A 16,572-nucleotide genomic window follows, 5' to 3' on the forward strand; every position below is an offset into this window, starting at 1 on the left:
AATAGCATGTCAGGTATTCTAAATATTGCAGCATCAAGTCTTAATGCATTTCAACGAGCCCTTGAAGTCGTGGGTAATAATATAGCCAACGCCCATAATTCTGGTTACTCAAGACAAACAACGCAATTTACTCCCATGCCTTCCCATCGATATGCCGGCTCATTTATTGGTACCGGCGTTACTGTATCGGATATCAAGCGCAACAATGATCGTTTTGCCACGCAACAGGTGCGTGAAACTTTAACAAGTAAAACAGAATTTGATACGTTTTATCAACAGGCACTCCAGATTGATAAGCTACTTTCCCAAGAAGGGACAAGTGTTTCAGCAAGCTTACAAAAATTTTTTAATGCCTTATCTCAGCTAAACGAGGCTCCTGATAGCCTTGCTTCACGAGGGGTAGCTTTAAAGCAAACTGAATTATTAGTGGACCAGTTTAATTCAATGCAGCTTCGGTTGGATGAATATCAGCAAAATAATACCCTGCAAATTAAAGAAGCCATTGACCATATTAATCAAATTGCCACAAGCATTGCTGAAGTGAACCAACAATTAAGTGGAATGCGTAATGCTCCTGAGTTGCTTGACAAGCGTGATGAGTTGTTGCGTGAGCTTTCTCAATATGCGGAGGTTACGGTTATTGAGCAAGGTGATACTGGAGTAAGTGTTGCAATCGGTAGTGGTGAAATGTTGGTGATGGGGTCTGAACATCGTGATTTAGAAATTCAACCTAATACAGCAGGACAATATGGCACAAGAATTACCATTGATAATGGCGCGGGACAAACTGAGGTAACTAATAATTTACGTTCTGGCATGTTAGGGGGCTTGTTGAGTTTTGAAGAGGAGATTATTGGACACGCTAGTCAATTATTAGGGCAAATGGCAATGGGGCTTGCGACAACATTTAATGCCCAGCACCGTTTAGGTATCGATATGAACAGCCAAATCGGGAAAGATTTTTTTACTGACTTTAATACCATGGCTCTGCAATTGGCGCGTTCAGTCCCCTCGACTAATAATACAGGCTCTGGGGTTTTGTCAGTCGAAATTTCTGATATCGGTCAAACTAAACTAAGCGATTATGAGCTTATAGTTACTGATACGGGCACTAATGAAATAAGATTAATTCGTAAATCCGATGGTCAAGCGACCATATTAAACTGGACAAACAGTCCCCCAACGCCTCCTGCAGGGCAAATTGTAATAGATGGCATGACAATTACTGTGGATGACGTTTCCAACTTAAATAATGATGATCGCTTTACTCTAAGTCCAACACGAGGAGCCGCCAGAGATTTAAAATTGGCTTTAACTGATGCTCGAGAAATAGCATTTGCCTCACCAGTTCGTACACAAGCGTCACTGGCCAATACTGGCAATGGTCATATTGCTCTTGGTGATATATTTAATACTACTAATGTGAATAAAGAGTTTCGTATCGATTTTATTTCAGATACTCAATATAACTTGGTTAATGTGACAGATAGTATAACAACAGGACCGCTGACCTTTACCCCTAATACGGACAATACAGTATTGATCCCTGACTCTGTAACGCCTTCTTATTCCATCGTACTTTCAGGGATCCCCAAAACAGGGGACAGTTTCACTGCTTCATTCAATAGTGGTGGTATTGGGGATAACCGTAATGGTCTAAAACTTAATGGATTACAACAAAATAAAGTATTTGAGGGGGGATCTGAAAGTTTATTCGATAGATATTCCAATTTAATTGCCCAGGTGGGAGGCAAAACTTATCAAGCTAAACTTCGCAGTGATGCTGCCGATATATTACATGGGCAGGCAGTGGAGTTTCGTGACAGTAAAAGTGGTGTCAATCTGGATGAAGAGGGAATCAATTTAGTGCGTTTTGAGCAAGCTTATCAAGCAGCAAGCAAGGTGATGGCAGTTTCTGGTCAAATAATGGATATATTATTCGCTGCAATGAGGTGATTATGCGAATTTCTACCAATCAAATTTTTATGCGAGGGCTCCATAATATGTTAGCCCAGCAAGTTGAGACGTTAAAACTACAGCAACAGTTATCGTCCCAAAAAAAATTACAATCCCCCTCTGATGACCCTATTTCTGCTGCAAAAATAGACCTAATGAAACAACGTATTAATGGAACCGATCGCCTACAACAGAATCGCGAAGCAGCTTTAGGAGCTTTAAGCTTTGAGGAAAGCACTTTAAGTAACATTATTAATGTGATTCAACGGGTTCGTGAGATACAAGTTCAGGCTGGAAATAGTTCTCTTTCTGAGGCTGATAGAAAAGCTTTGGGTGAAGAGGCGAAAAGTTTACTAGGTCAATTGCAAGGATTGGCAAACACTCAAGATAGCAATGGATATTATTTGTTTAGTGGAGGCAAAACTGCTACTCAGGCTATAACCAGAGATATCAATGGACAGTTTATCTACAATGGTGATGAAACACAAAGATTCCAAGCAATCAGTAGTGGATTAGATGTTGCAGTCAATGACAATGGTTCTGACTTGTTTATGCGTATTTTAAATGGAAATGGCTATTTTACTGTGGGTCCTACTGCGATCCCTAATACAGGGAGTGCTGCTGTCAACTCAGGTTCAGTTGTTGATGTTGCGGCCTATGTTCCCGATGACTATACCATGCAATTCGTTTTAAACTCTCAAAATGAGTTGGTTGTCATGGTAACTGGATTAAGTAGTGGCTCTGTACTTCCTACGACAGGGAATCCTGATGATGCTCCCTTGTATCAAGAAGGAACGACAGTGACCTTTAATGGAATTCAAGTGACTGTAACTGGTATGCCTGCAGTGGGGGATGCGTTTACCATTAAGCCATCAGAAAATGAATCTATTTTTTCAACAGTTGACCGCATGGTTACTAATTTGAATAGATCTTTTTTAACTACAACTGATAAGGCAGTGGTGGAAACTGAAAATAACCAGTTACTTGATCAATTAGATGCGGCTCTTGATAACATTCTTGCTTATCAGGCGCAAGTTGGGGCCCGTTTAAATCAATTAGATGTAGCTGACCAAGTCAACGGGGATCTTATTCAAACAAGCCAAGAAACCTTATCTTCACTAGAGGATGTTAACCTTCCAGAGGTCGCTGTAAAACTGGAATTGCAACGAATTTATCTGGAAGCCGCACAACAAAGTTTTGCAAGAATCCAAGGCTTAACTATATTTAATTACCTTAATTAAAAGCGTTCTCAAATCAGCTTATTTTCTTGAGTTGAGTTGTCTATTTTTGCGTTTGTAGCAGTTTCCTCTTTAGGTACAGCTGGCTTATTAAAAAGCCCATTCCCAAATGTCTTTAATTGAATTTGGTCCGAGAGTGTTTCTATTTGCCTTAATAGAGCAGCTGGCCTTGGTAATTTTGATAGATCAGGCTCCTGTACTAAAAGTAGGTCAAAAATCGGTTTGATTGTCGAGTCTTGCTTTAACGGATAGCAACGCTCCTGGCTGAATTTGTCTAAGTTCACAAATGCTTGGTGCAAAAATGCAATCTTCTCTTTAGCCATTGGCTCATCTGGTTTAATTTCTTCTAAGTTTTTAGCGATACGGAGCATGGTTGTATAGACTTGCTTCGACACGGATAGTTTGTAGCAGTCTTCAATCCCTGTAACTTTAAGAGTACGATTGTTGCTCATTTGAAACATAAACTCTTTGGTGTTCTTAATGTGAGCATCAACTTTACGTATATACTCTAGAGACCCTTGAGGATTAAGTTCGATTTCTGATTTACCGTAGGCTAGAACACCTTGATTTGCATCTTTTGTTTGCAAAAAATCGCGAATGTAAAAATCAAGAATAGTTCTAGGTTTAATGGCCACCGAATTGTAGGCAATATTGAGGTGAATAGCATGAGCGACATTTGCAAGTTGCGAGAGATAGATTTTTTGTCCATCTATATTTACATAATTCTCAGGATCTTCTTCTTTATCCATCATTAATGTTTGATTCAAAAGATCCTCAAAAACTGTGCTAGGATCAATTTGAAATCTTTGCTTAACAAAAAGTCTAATTTTATTTTTAACTTCTGTCGAGACTTCGTAATTAGTAGGGTCACACAAGCCTGCTAATTGCCTTAATAATAAGGTTCGGTAAATCAAGAATGGAGGCGAAATAACTAGGGGTTGTTCTAAAGGATTAATCGCTGAGCCAGGCTTAATTCTAGCGTTGAGAGTAAAAAGAAATTCATAGGAATTATTTAAATAATCATCGATGTTTTCAAGGGTCAGACTTGATGATTTTAGATCTTCTTGATGACCAGGAATACCCAGCATTTCGCGAAGTTCTCCATCCCCTTTAAACCATTTTTTACCTGAAAAAAGAGGTTCTTTATCTTTAAAAATACTTTTAGCAGCATGGCATAAGTTAGAATAGGCTTTCTCTTTTTCTTCTTTGGGGGCAAGAAGGGGGGCAACATTATTTACAGCAGTCAGATCAGATTCAAAACCACCGAGACCTCCCTCACTGATGGGAAGTTTATAAAAATCAATAAGCGCAGCAGGAACAACTGCGACCGAAGCCGCAATATGAATAACTTGCTCTTTAATTTTGGGAATCAGTTGGAATTCTTCTATTGTTTTTTGGTTTTCATCCTTTTTTAAATATTCTTCCGTATCTTTAATAAATTTGTTTAAATTTCCATCTTTACCTTGATTAATATCTGTTATTAATTCTTGTGTTTGCTTTTCACTTTCGTTGATTAATTCGATATATTGGTCACCTAAATCAATCTCAATGGCTTTACTATGACGATAACGAGCAGCATAGTCTCGTAACCAGCCCTCCATAGTGCCGCGAGCGACCATTTTGTCTTTAAGGCCCAAAATGCTGTGATTAACTCTATCAAAATCTTTGGCTTCTTTGAGATTGAGTCCAGAGGTTTCTTTACGTTCAATAATTTCTTTATTTAAGCGCAGAAACTCATCATCAACCTGGTCAGCAGTATATTGTATTTCCTCGCGGTTTGCTGAAGAACGCTTATAGTGAAGTGGGTCAAGATGAGTTACGCTTAAGTGGATTGTTAAGACTGCAACTGCAAATGCAACTAAAGCTATGGCTGCAATCCCCCATGTAACTGGACCACCAAGTGCTAATGCGAGAGTGCCTAACACTAAAGAGCCAACTAAAAGTCCGCCGATTGTTGCCGTAATTTTGGGATATTTAGCAAAAAAAGTAGGCTCATTTTTCTCACTAATTAGATAATCACGACAAAGCTCCATAAATTGGAGTTGAATTTGTTGAGTAGAACTTTGTCTAACCTCAGTTGAGTCAAAGAACTGATGAAACCATTTTTTAAAAACGGAATCTTTTTCTACATTAATTTCTTGTGCATGAGTCTCATAAAGTTCTTTGAAGCTTGTATTAAATATTTTATTTAACTCACGTAAAAAATAGGCTTCAATGGCTGTATTGATAGCAGTTTCACTTTTATTCTGAAGATTTGCTCTTTTTATAAATTCTTCACGAGCATTAATTTCACGGACATTATCGCTAATTTTACCTAATAAAAGCATTTCACGAAAATGGAAGAGTTTGACCATTTCTGCAGAAAGCCTTTCTGATTTATCACGAATAATTTTTGAAAAGCCGTCTTGCTTACTAAACTCCTCTTTGAATTTTTCAATAGCATCTGATTTATCACCCTTATAGTGACTAATAAACGTATCGTAGAGAATTTTGGTCGTTAAGGCGCTTAAAGCTACAGAAAAAACACCGCTAGCGGTTTGTTCGACAAGTGAACGAGAGTCGCCACTCCCCAAACCAAACAGAGCTTTAATCCATCCTAATGGTCCAGTATTTAATGCTTTTAATCCCAAAAATACAGCAGAGCCTAAACCGCCGCCAGCTAAGGCAGCCAAGGCGCCACTGCCAATTTTTTCAGTGATGTTAGGAGAGTCAACCACATGTGATAAGTAATTTTCTTCGAGGAGCCTCACCTGAGCGATTACATCTAACCATCCGGCAATTTCTAAAGGGTCGACACCTGTGTCAACTTTAGTTCCTAGGTGAGTGACCATTCTTATTTGCAGTAATTTTTTGTGATTATTTTGAATCGCTTCAATAATTTTTTTTTGTTTGCGAGAGAGTTCAGTCATAACAATTCAAAGAAAGCAGATGATGTTATAATTTTACATGTTGATTATTAACTAAACATTAGGCAAATAAAAGAACAATTTTGTGGGTAGTTTAAATGTTTACAAATAGGTCTAGTTTAATTGAATCAAACTCGCGAAATAAGGCAATACAAGTTATTTCTAAACCATTGTGCTAGAAAATATTCCTAATTTTTCCTTAAGTATAAAGAAATATAATTAGGTTATTTAAATGAGGCAAATATTATGCGTTCAAAATCAGAAATTGGTGAAGATAATGAAATTAGCCAGGAAGAGCTCTTTCGGTTGACGAAAACAGGTTTAGGTTCAATACCAAGTCCCTACGATGTTCCGTGGAGCTTCCTTATTCATTCTAATTACCGTGCAGATATAAACAGAGATAATGTCGTAGCTAAATTACAAGAAGATAAAGCGTTGCAAGGAATAGTTTTTCGACCAAGCTCTTCGCGCGGCTGTACAACAATTAGTATTCTAACTACTACAAATGGGGCCACTAACTTGGTAATGTCTAATTGCGAGCTTAACAAATTAGAGAATAGTTACCACTATTACGGGTTAAATTTACCAAGTTCTATTTTGGAAATTATCAAGGCATGCCCTTCAAACTCCATAAAAAATATTAGCGGTGAATTTATAGCGAGTGAGTTACAAAAGAAATTAGAAGTCGCGAAATACGAATTTGAGCGCCCTCAGCGAGAATTAGCTGAACGTTTTAAAATGGATAGCTACTAATGTGATGGCGTCCTGCAAATTTTGCTATTTTTTAGTGGCATCAACCCTGAAGCGCAGTTTCATTTAATTTTGTAATTGGGACTGCCTAGCTACTTAAAAATTTACTTTTCCTGAATTTCCCCAAACAAAGGTTCTAAGTGTGGGGGATTATTATCTTGCAGAATCCTGGCAGGATTTCCAGCAACAACGTGTGCAGGCTTTATATCACGGATTATATTACTGCCTATACCTACACAGGCTTGGTTACCAATTTTAATGAGTTCCTTCAAACTGGAATTTGGACCTAACCAAACCTGGTCTCCTATATTGACAAATCCACTGATAACAACATGAGCGCATACTATACAATTTTTCCCAATGGTAACTTCTGGGATATGTGGCAATGCGCGATTTAGTGCCTCTCCCTATAACAGTATCACCAGTAAATCATCGGCTGATATTAGTGCCTGCTTGTATTCTGTACCTAAAGTACAATTTTCATGAATAATTACATTTTTTCCAATAATGACATGGTTGGGAATGCTAACACTGGGATGAATAAAGCTTTTTTCAGATCGATATCCATTAATTCTATTTTGAGCAAATATAATTTTTTCTGCTCGAGATTTTAAATTTTTCATAATGGCGAGTTTCTCCTTCAAAAAGTGAAATACCATCATCACTTAGATGATCATAAAATGTTTGAAGAGCTACATATGAAGCCCCAAACTTTTTAAGAAGCCGAGACTATTTCTTATGGATTTGAATCAATCTTATACGATAAACCGTGAAGGGACTAGGAGAATTGATTTGTAACCGATAAATGCAACCCTTCATTTTTATCTTCATCAGGTTGATTTGCTTCTGAGGGTAGGGTTGTTTCAGAATGCGGTAGGAGGGATACAGGATTGGATGTTGTAAGTTCCTCGTTAAAAAACCTATCCAGGAAATTATCTATTTCATTTTTTTCATCTTGACTCAATGCCACCGGAGGAGTCATAGACATAGCTTTCTTGAATATATATGACTGAACATTTTCTGGAAGTCTAATCCAAATATGATTTGAGATAGTTATGCCGTTATTTAATAAGAAAGACTGTACACTTTCTGGAATCTTATTCCAAAAATAACTTGATGATTTGTTAACAAAAGCCAGCATTTACTCTCCTTAAAAATTGAATTTTTGTATTGTATTTTTTCAATGTTAATAACTTTAAAGCATTTAAGTCAAGAAATAACTTTAATAGGCAGATATTGTTGAGAAATAAAAGAACGTTTTCGCTTTATTTGAATTATTACAGCCTCTCAACGCATCAAGTCCCAAGCTGGTCATTCCTTAAAAGATTCCTCTAAATCCAGCGATTGATTCTTAAAAATAATCCTAAATATTCCCCGTATTAAGATGAGAAATAATTGGAAGTTTTCCATGTATTAAATTTGCTCAATTGTACATTGGATGCAACTTGATCTTTCATTCTTTATCTTTGATAATCATTGGCATTATTTCTTGACTGATGAGAGGGGCTATCTTGGAATCAACATTAGACAAATGGATTTCAGTAGAAGGTGTTGCTGAATACCTGGATGTTTCATCGGTAACCATCTATCGCTGGCTGGAAAAGGGAAAAATTCCAGCGCATAGAGTAGGTAAACAATGGCGCTTTAAATCCAGTGAAATTGATGCATGGGTCATTTCTGGAAATGCAGCAGAACAATCTACCGAAACAGAATAGAGATTTTTATGTTAGAAGATATCAAAAAAAAGCTATGGTCTACTGCTGACAAGCTGCGTGCCAATATGGATGCAGCCGAATATAAGCATATAGTGCTTGGGTTAATCTTTTTAAAGTACATCTCTGATGCGTTTGAAATGCGCCGTCAAGAGTTAAACAAGCGCTTCATGGACTCAAGCGATGAGTATTTTCTTCCTGATGCTGATGCAGAAATGCTTGCTGAAGAATTAGAAGACCGTGACTATTACAAAGTGGTCAATGCCTTCTGGGTTCCAGCAGCCGCTCGTTGGGAAAGTATTCGTGCACGGGCTAAACAGGCCGATATTGGCAAGTTAATTGATGATGCGCTGTCATTGATAGAGGCAGATAATCCCAAGCTTAAAGGAATACTGGATAAACGCTATGCCCGTGCGCAATTACCCGATGGCAAGTTAGGGGAATTAGTTGATGTCATCTCTTCCATCGGCTTTGGCGCAGCCAACCAAAATGCAAAGGATTTACTGGGGCAAGTGTACGAATATTTCCTTGGCCAATTTGCTAGTGCGGAAGGTAAAAAAGGTGGGCAATTCTACACTCCTGCAAGCATAGTACGTACACTGGTTGCTGTCTTAGCACCCCACGAAGGCAAAGTATATGACCCATGCTGTGGTTCGGGTGGTATGTTTGTTCAGTCTGAAAAATTCATTGAAGCTCACGGTGGCAAAATAGGCGATGTCTCTATTTATGGGCAAGAATCAAACCCAACTACTTGGCGTCTAGCTGCAATGAACCTTGCCATTCGCGGCATCGATTTTAACTTTGGCAAAGAGCCTGGTGATTCCTTTACTAAAAACCAACACCCAGATTTACGTGCGGACTTTGTCTTAGCTAACCCACCATTTAATATTTCCGATTGGTGGCATGGTAGTTTAGAGAGTGACCCGCGCTGGGTATATGGTACACCCCCACAAGGTAACGCAAACTATGCTTGGCTACAACATATGCTATATCACCTGAAACCTAATGGTCGAGCCGGTATCGTATTAGCAAATGGTTCCATGAGCTCAAGCCAGAACAGCGAAGGTGATATTCGCCGCAAAATGGTAGAAGCAGACGTGGTGGAATGCATGATTGCTTTACCAGGCCAGCTATTCTTTAACACCCAAATTCCTGCCTGTTTATGGTTTCTTACCAAACAGAAATCAATCCGTAAAGGCGAGGTATTATTTATCGATGCTCGTAAACTGGGAACGATGATTAGTCGCTCACAACTTGAACTCACTGATACTGACATCCAGAAAATTGCAGATGTTGTGCATGCCTGGCGAGCGGATGGCGAAACCACAGCTGTGTATGCTGATGTTCCAGGTTTTTGCCGAAGTGTTACATTGGCTGAAATTGCAGAACATGGGCATGTATTAACACCTGGCCGTTATGTAGGGGCTGAAGCGGTTGAAGATGATGACGAAAGCTTCACGGAAAAAATGCAGCATCTAACAGAAAAATTAGGCGAGCAAATGGCAAAGGGAGCCGAATTAGACGTTATTATTCGTAACAATTTAGCCATGCTTGGATTTGAGATTTAAATCATGAATGCACAGAAGAATATAGCTCATAATGTTGAGTACAAAAAATGGGTCATTGATTTAAGAGCTAAGCTCAAGCAAGCGCAGCTTAAAGCCGCTGTTACTGTTAATCAGCAGCTATTAATGTTCTATTGGGAACTTGGAACAGATATCATCGAAAAACAGAAAATTACGGCTTGGGGTGAAGGGCTTCTTAAGCAATTAAGCCAAGATTTGATGAGCGAATTCCCCGATATGAAAGGATTTTCAGAGCGAAATCTTAGACTTATTCGTCAATGGGTGCAGTTCTGGATTGAGAGTTCTACAAATTGGCAACAAGCTGTTGCCGAATTAACCCAAATCCCTTGGGGCCATAATCAAGTCATTATTAATAAATGCAAAAACTCTGAGGAAGGGCTTTATTACATTAGAAACACAATTGAGTATGGCTGGAGCCGAAGTGTTCTAACGCATCAAATTGAAAGCAATCTTTGGCAACGTGAAGGCAAGGCACTATCTAACTTCACTAAAGCGCTCCCATCCCCTCAGTCTGATTTAGCGCATCAAACCTTGAAAGACCCTTACGTCTTTGATTTCTTACGTCTAACCAAAGACTATGATGAAAGAGATTTAGAGCAAGGATTGATTGAGCACATTACCCAATTTCTTTTAGAGCTCGGTGCAGGCTTCGCCTACATTGGCCGACAAGTACCTCTCCAGGTTGGTGAACGTGAGTTTTTTATTGATTTATTGTTCTATCACACCCGGCTTCACTGTTATCTAGTCGTCGAATTAAAAAATGTAGACTTTGAGCCTGAGCATGTGGGCAAGTTGAATTTTTATATCAAAGCGGTAGATGCCCAATTACGGCGCCAAGGTGATGAGCCCACGATTGGCCTTCTGCTCTGTAAAAGTCATGATAAATTGGTCGTAGAATATGCCCTCAGTGATGTTAATAAGCCTATAGGAGTATCTGAGTACCAGATTACTCAATCGTTGCCTGAAGAGCTTAAATCTAGCTTGCCTACAGTGGAAGAGATTGAGGCTGAATTTGGTGGGGATGTCAATGATCTTTAGAATCATAAGTGGCGGTAGATGATGAATTTTGAATGGAAACCTTTTACAGAGTTATTATTAACAATTGTTGATAATAGAGGAAAAACATGTCCTATTAGTGATAATGGATTGCCCCTTATAGCCACTAACTGTATCAATGGGGTTGATTTATATCCTTCATATGACACTAATCGATATGTTTGTGAAGAAACGTATAAAAATTGGTTTCGTGGGCATCCAGAACCTGGTGATATATTGTTTGTTTGTAAAGGAAGCGCAGGTAGAACAAACTGGGTCCCAGATCCCGTTGATTTTTGCATTGCACAAGATATGGTGGCGGTGCGCCCTGATGCAACAAAAATTTACCCTAGATATCTTTTTGCTGTGCTTAGATCTTCAATTGTGCAATCTCAGATTAATAATATGCATGTTGGGACTATGATTCCTCACTTCAAAAAAGGGGATTTTGATAAGCTAAAAATTCCAATCCTACCAAAATCCGATCAAATTTATATAGGAGATTGTTATTTTACACTTTCTTAGCGTATTGCTTTACTTCGTGAGACTAACGTAACCCTAGAATCCATCGCCCAAGCCCTTTTCAAATCATGGTTTATCGATTTCGACCCCGTACACGCAAAAGCAGAAGGCCGTGAACCTGAAAGAATGGATGCAGAAACAGCAGCACTTTTTCCTGATGGTTTTGAGGCGTCGAGTTTAGGATTGATACCCAAGGGCTGGCATGTAACAAATTTAGATAATGCTTATCAGATCAATCCAATTAGAAAATTAAAAAAAGGTGAATTAGCGCCCTATTTAGATATGGCAAATGTACCGATAAGGGGGCATCATGCAGACAAGATTACCATGCGTGAAATGGGGTCTGGTACAAAGTTTATTAATGGAGATACTCTTCTCGCGCGTATTACACCTTGTTTAGAAAATGGTAAAACTGCTTTTGTTGATTTTTTAGATGATAATCAGGTTGGCTGGGGTTCAACTGAGTTTGTAGTGTTGCGACCTAAGGAGCCTATTCCGCTATATCATGGATATTTACTGGCTCGTCATAGTGCATTTCGAGAATTTGCAATTCAAAACATGTCGGGTACTAGTGGACGACAACGAATACAAAATAATGTTCTTGGCCGTTATTCAATAGTAGTTCCAGATTATCGTGTTTTAGAACTTTTTGGATCTATTGTGTCTTCAATCCAGCAAAAAATCTCATCAAATTCTAGGCAGGCAAAGTTTCTTGCCTCTCAGCGTAATATATTATTGCCTCAGTTAATTTCGGGACAAGTATCCTTAGCTAAAGAAGAAATGAAGGTGTATGAAGCATGAGCAAAACTAGGGATCGTAAAGTTAGCTCAATTAAATCAGAGCTTGTAAAAAAATCGAGAGAGGCTGTACTAGCAGCTGTACAGATATTCAACAACCCTAATATTAGTTTTAAATCTGAATCGTATATCATTTTAATGATTATAGGTTGGACATATCTTTTGCATGCATATTATAGAGGTAAAGGCATTGAATATCGCTATCATAAAGAGTCAGGTAAAAGACGACAGTTTGAAAAAACAAAGCATGGTGCTGATAAATATTGGGAACTCGAATGTTGTCTTAATGAAAAATATTCTCCTGTAGATAAAGATACCACTAATAACCTTAAATTTCTGATCGGTCTTCGCCATGAAATAGAGCATCGCATGACATCGCGCATAGACGACTTGCTTAGTGCCAGGCTTCAAGCTTGTTGTCTTAATTATAATAAGTATCTGAAACAATTCTTTGGAGATAAATTAGGAATAGAGCATCATCTTTCATTTAGTCTTCAATTCTCCTCTATTGGTCAAGAACATATAGATTTGCTTAAAGAGCAAAGAAGCTTACCAAAACATATTCTTTCTTATATTGCTAACTTTGATGAGTTGCTTTCATTGGAAGAATTTTCTAGTCAACAATACGCATACAGGATTATCTTTGTTACTAAGCTGGTCAATAGAAAGGGACAGGCCGATCGTTTAATAGAGTTTGTCAAAAGTGATTCCTCTTTGGCTAAAAACGTTAATAAAGAATATGCAGCCATCAAAGAAACCGAAAAAACAAAGTACTTACCGGCTCAAATTGTAGCATTAATGAAAAATGAAGGTTACTCGAAATTCAAAATTAATAATCATACTGATTTGTGGAAGAAATTTGATGCTAAGAACCCAGCAAAAGGATTTGGGACAATGGTGGCAAATAAGCAATGGCACTATTACGATGCATGGGTCGATATAGTTAGGAAGCATTGCAAAGATCTGGGGAGTAAATACAAGTGATGACTGAAGACAAGCTCGAACAAGAGATGCTAACCTGGCTAACTGAAATCGGCTATAATTATGTTTATGGCCCTACCATTGCTTGTGATGGCGAGGCACCAGAACGCAGCAACTATCAAGATATATTGCTAATAGAGCGCTTGCGAAGGGCTATCAACCAACTCAATCCTGAAATTCCCTCGTCAGCTCGAGAAGATGCCTTACAACAAGTGCGTGATTTAAACACGCCCATTCTATTATCAGCCAATCGTCGCTTCCATCATTTTTTAGTAAATGGTGTTCCAGTACAGTATCAGAAGGACGGTGAAACTCGAGGGGATTTTGTTCGTTTAATTGATTTTGAAACACCATCAAATAACGAGTGGTTAGCTGTTAATCAATTCTCTATCAAAGGTGAAAAACACACTCGGCGTCCAGATATCCTTTTGTTCATTAATGGGTTGCCGTTAGTGTTAGTCGAATTAAAAAATTCGGCTGATTTAAACGCGGACATAGGAAAGGCGTTTAATCAAATCCAAACCTACAAAGAACAAATTCCAGACATCTTTCAATACAATGAGATTTTAATTATTTCAGATGGCAGTGAAGCACGTATGGGCTCACTCTCTGCCAATATGGAGCGTTTTATGTCATGGCGCACTATTGACGGAGTGACCCTTGACCCGCTAGGCCAATTTGGTGAGCTTGAAACGTTAACAAGAGGTATACTTGCTCCAGCTTATTTTTTAGATTACTTGCGATTCTTCATTCTGTTTGAAGATGATGGTGAGCTTGTCAAAAAAATTGCAGGATACCATCAATTCCATGCGGTACGTGCTGCTATCCAACAAGTGATTACTGCCTCTCGACCAGATGGCAATAAAAAAGGTGGGGTTGTTTGGCATACTCAAGGAAGTGGTAAAAGTATTACCATGACTTGCTTCGCAGCACGAGTGATGCGCGAAGTGGCGATGGAAAATCCTACTATTGTTGTTATTACTGATCGCAATGATTTAGATGGTCAGTTATTCGGCGTATTTTCTCTTGGTCAAGACTTGCTGCGTGAACAGCCTGTTCAAGCTGAATCACGGCAGGATTTGAGAGCAAAATTAAGCAATCGCCCATCGGGTGGAATTGTGTTTGCCACTATTCAAAAATTCATGCTGGGTGAAGATGAAGATGTTTTTCCTGTCTTATCGGATAGACGTAATATTGTTGTCATCGCTGATGAGGCACATCGGACTCAATATGGTTTTACAGCAGAGCTTAAAGGTAAATCTGGTCAAGAGAAGTATAATGTGGGATACGCCCAGCATTTACGCGATGCTTTGCCCAATGCCACCTTTGTTGCTTTTACCGGAACCCCTGTTTCAAGCGAAGATCGCGATACTCGAGCGGTGTTTGGTGATTACATCCATATCTATGACATGCAGCAAGCTAAAGAGGATGGGGCAACAGTTGCTATTTATTATGAATCACGGCTTGCCAAGCTATCTTTAAATTCAGATCAAATCCCAAGACTCGATGATGATATTGATGAGTTAGCAGAGGATGAAGAGGATAGCGAGCAAGCCAAACTGAAATCACGTTGGGCTGCTCTAGAAAAGGTGGTCGGTGCTGAGCCTCGGATTAAACAAGTAGCTGCTGATTTAATTAATCACTTCGAAGAGCGGAACAAAGCACAAAATGGCAAAGCCATGATTGTGGGTATGAGCAGAGATATTTGTGTTCACCTTTATAATGAGATTATTGCGCTACGCCCAGAATGGCATAGCGACGATCCAGCTAAAGGAGTAGTAAAAGTCGTTATGACAGGTACTCCTAGCGATAAAGCTTTATTGCGTCCTCATGTTTATTCTAAACAAGTACGCAAAGACCTGGAGAAACGCTTTAAGAAGCCAGATGATGAGCTACGCTTGGTCATTGTCCGCGATATGTGGCTAACTGGTTTTGATGTGCCTTGCGCCCATACCTTATACATTGATAAACCAATGAAAGGCCACAACCTTATGCAAGCCATTGCCCGGGTGAATCGTGTGTTTGGAGACAAGCAAGGCGGTTTGGTAGTTGATTATATCGGCATCGCAAATGATCTGAAAAAAGCCCTGAAAGATTATACAGCGAGCAATGGTCACGGCAGACCAACTGTTGACGCTTATGAAGCCTATGCCTTATTAGAGGAAAAATTGGATGTACTGCGTTCAATACTACACGGATTTAATTACAGTAGTTTTCTAACCAGTGGTCATAGCCTCCTTGCAAAAGCTGCTAACCATGTGTTGGGTGTGGATGATGGTAAAAAACGCTTTGCCGATACAGCACTGGCTATGTCGAAAGCCTTTAGCCTCTGCTGCACCTTGGATGAAGCGCGAGCTGTTCGTGAAGAAGTAGCCTTTATGCAGGCTGTAAAAGTAATTCTGACTAAACGTGATTTTACAGCTAAAAAACGTACCAATGAAGAACGAGAACTAGCTATCCGGCAAATAATAAGTTCTGCTGTGGTCTCTGATGAGGTGGTCGATATCTTTGATGCTGTGGGTTTGGATAAGCCGAATATAGGTATTCTTGATGAAGAGTTTCTTGCTGAAGTGCGAGAATTGCCCGAGAGAAACTTGGCAGTTGAGCTGCTGGAGCGATTGCTTGAAGGTGAAATTAGAACACGTTTTGCAACGAACGTTATACAGGAGAAAAAATTCTCAGACTTATTGGTTAATACCATAAAACGCTATCAAAACCGTGCTATTGAAACAGCTCAGGTGATGGAAGAACTATGTGATATGGCCAAAAAATTCAAAGAGGCAGTTAATCGTGGTGAAGAATTAGGTCTTAATGAGGACGAGTTGGCTTTTTACGATGCCTTGGCTAATAATGAAACATCAGTAAAAGAGCTAGGCGATGAAACACTTAAGAAAATAGCGCATGAACTCACAGAAAATCTGCGTCGGAATGTGAGTGTGGACTGGTCTGTACGGGAGAGCGTGAGAGCTAAATTGCGTTTGATGGTTAAACGTATTTTGCGTAAGTATAAATATCCCCCTGATAAACAGGAAGAAGCCGTTGAATTGGTTTTAAGGCAGGCTGAATCATTGAGTATGGCATGGAGCTAA

General features: G+C 39.1%; 13 protein-coding genes. 10 read left to right on the forward strand and 3 right to left on the reverse strand.

Translation table 11 applies throughout. The annotated features are described in order from the left end of the window. The first annotated feature begins 6 nt into the window (after nt 1–6). On the forward strand, nt 7–1,956 hold the full coding sequence (gene flgK, locus Lbru_RS11365; protein ID WP_058442256.1) for a flagellar hook-associated protein FlgK: 1,950 nt from the start codon (nt 7–9) through the stop codon (nt 1,954–1,956). Nucleotides 1,957–1,958: 2 nt separating this feature from the next. Continuing rightward, on the forward strand, nt 1,959–3,197 hold the full coding sequence (gene flgL, locus Lbru_RS11370; RefSeq protein WP_058442257.1) for a flagellar hook-associated protein FlgL: 1,239 nt from the start codon (nt 1,959–1,961) through the stop codon (nt 3,195–3,197). Between the two features lie 8 nt (nt 3,198–3,205). Here the strand turns inward: flgL and Lbru_RS11375 are convergent, their stop codons facing one another. Continuing rightward, the gene (locus Lbru_RS11375; protein ID WP_058442258.1) at nt 3,206–6,103 is read right to left on the reverse strand and encodes a hypothetical protein; all 2,898 of its coding nucleotides are present in this window, start codon (nt 6,101–6,103) and stop codon (nt 3,206–3,208) included. 243 nt (nt 6,104–6,346) lie between these two features. Between Lbru_RS11375 and Lbru_RS11380 the strand changes: the two genes are divergently transcribed. After that, nucleotides 6,347–6,853: a hypothetical protein gene (locus tag Lbru_RS11380; protein ID WP_058442259.1), complete on the forward strand. Its 507-nt coding sequence runs from the start codon at nt 6,347–6,349 to the stop codon at nt 6,851–6,853. Between the two features lie 404 nt (nt 6,854–7,257). On the opposite strand, the gene Lbru_RS11390 is transcribed toward Lbru_RS11380, so the two are convergent. Then, a complete protein-coding gene (locus Lbru_RS11390) occupies nt 7,258–7,473 on the reverse strand; it encodes a hypothetical protein (RefSeq protein WP_058442261.1) in 216 nt (71 codons plus the stop codon). A gap of 155 nt (nt 7,474–7,628) precedes the next feature. Next, a complete protein-coding gene (locus tag Lbru_RS11395; protein ID WP_058442262.1) occupies nt 7,629–7,991 on the reverse strand; it encodes a hypothetical protein in 363 nt (120 codons plus the stop codon). A gap of 370 nt (nt 7,992–8,361) precedes the next feature. Here Lbru_RS11395 and Lbru_RS11400 point away from each other — a divergent pair, with 370 nt between their 5' ends. The 7 genes from Lbru_RS11400 (at nt 8,362) to Lbru_RS11430 (ending at nt 16,572) form a co-directional block, all read left to right on the forward strand. Beyond that, the gene (locus Lbru_RS11400; protein WP_338011173.1) at nt 8,362–8,565 is read left to right on the forward strand and encodes a helix-turn-helix domain-containing protein; all 204 of its coding nucleotides are present in this window, start codon (nt 8,362–8,364) and stop codon (nt 8,563–8,565) included. An 8-nt stretch (nt 8,566–8,573) separates the two neighbouring features. Beyond that, the gene (locus tag Lbru_RS11405) at nt 8,574–10,130 is read left to right on the forward strand and encodes a class I SAM-dependent DNA methyltransferase (RefSeq protein ID WP_058442264.1); all 1,557 of its coding nucleotides are present in this window, start codon (nt 8,574–8,576) and stop codon (nt 10,128–10,130) included. 3 nt (nt 10,131–10,133) lie between these two features. After that, on the forward strand, nt 10,134–11,186 hold the full coding sequence (locus Lbru_RS11410; RefSeq protein WP_058442265.1) for a PDDEXK nuclease domain-containing protein: 1,053 nt from the start codon (nt 10,134–10,136) through the stop codon (nt 11,184–11,186). Between the two features lie 18 nt (nt 11,187–11,204). Continuing rightward, the gene (locus tag Lbru_RS11415; protein WP_083500905.1) at nt 11,205–11,708 is read left to right on the forward strand and encodes a restriction endonuclease subunit S; all 504 of its coding nucleotides are present in this window, start codon (nt 11,205–11,207) and stop codon (nt 11,706–11,708) included. A 123-nt stretch (nt 11,709–11,831) separates the two neighbouring features. After that, on the forward strand, nt 11,832–12,506 hold the full coding sequence (locus Lbru_RS11420) for a restriction endonuclease subunit S (protein WP_058442267.1): 675 nt from the start codon (nt 11,832–11,834) through the stop codon (nt 12,504–12,506). Further along, nucleotides 12,503–13,486, forward strand: coding sequence for a DUF3644 domain-containing protein (locus Lbru_RS11425; protein WP_058442268.1), 984 nt, complete (start codon nt 12,503–12,505; stop codon nt 13,484–13,486). Before Lbru_RS11420 ends, Lbru_RS11425 begins: the two co-directional genes overlap by 4 nt. Next, a complete protein-coding gene (locus Lbru_RS11430) occupies nt 13,486–16,572 on the forward strand; it encodes a type I restriction endonuclease subunit R (protein ID WP_058442269.1) in 3,087 nt (1,028 codons plus the stop codon). The genes Lbru_RS11425 and Lbru_RS11430 overlap by 1 nt, the downstream gene beginning before the upstream one ends.

Origin of the sequence: Legionella brunensis, assembly GCF_001467025.1 — a bacterium.
GTDB classification, from domain to species: domain Bacteria; phylum Pseudomonadota; class Gammaproteobacteria; order Legionellales; family Legionellaceae; genus Tatlockia; species Tatlockia brunensis.